Genomic DNA, 902 nt, shown 5'->3' on the forward strand with positions numbered 1-902 from the left:
TTGGGTTGAGTCTCTTGTAATCGCTTTTCCAATGCTTCAATGTCAGAAAAATCCACTGCCTTTTCTTTATCAGTATGCATGCGAATTTTTTCATTACGCAGAAGGTTTAATTCTTGTTGCATGTTATTTAAATCGGCAATGGCTTTGTTATAACTGTCAAGATTGGTCGGTTTGATTTTCTCAAAGTCGGTGACTCGTTTGGTTACGTCTGTGACAAGCGCTTCATACCGTACTCTCATTTTCTCAGCATCTTGCACAACTGGAGTAGTGGTTGCACGTTGCAGGGACTCAAGATTTCCGGTCAGCTCTTGCTTGACACCCGTGATTTGCCCTCTTAACTCTTGTCCTATTCCCTTAACCTTAGCTATTTCTTTTTCTGTGGGCAGTTTATTGAGCGCTTGCAATGCTTCTGTGGGATTTTGTTTATCCAGTGCTTCACTGCATTCCTTGAGTGCCGGGATAATCTGGCTTTGCAGCATGATTCTCTTTTCAATCTGTTGCTTTAACACATCGATTTGAGCTTTGGCTCTAACGGCTTCTCCTGATTTAAAGGTGGACCATTGCTTATCGATAGGGAATTTTGCCAAGGCTTTTTGCATCATCTCCATATCGTTTGTTCTAAGTGCGATATGACATTCCTGTAAGACCGGGATGACGTGCTGGTTAAGAAAATCTCTGCGTTCAGGTGATATTTTATTATCACTGGTTTCCAGAGAAAGACGATGAGAGAGTCTATCAAAAACTCCTTCTCTAAGAGGCAATTTGGCTTGCCTTACCATTTCTGTTCTTAGATTTTTTAGTTGTTCGTCGATGTTATAGGTGCCTTTGTCCTTTTCAATGGCGTCCAATGCCTGAGTGACTTTCTCTTTTTGCATTTTCATGAAGGGCTCAACCGCATAGCC

1 pseudogene is annotated in these 902 nt (G+C 41.7%); it reads right to left on the minus strand.

Annotated elements, in window-relative coordinates:
- A pseudogene (locus CC34_RS01000000116445) lies at window positions 1-902 on the minus strand (SidE phosphodiesterase domain-containing protein); the annotation flags it as partial.

The organism is Legionella pneumophila subsp. fraseri (assembly GCF_000586315.1).
Taxonomy (GTDB): Bacteria; Pseudomonadota; Gammaproteobacteria; order Legionellales; family Legionellaceae; genus Legionella; species Legionella pneumophila_B.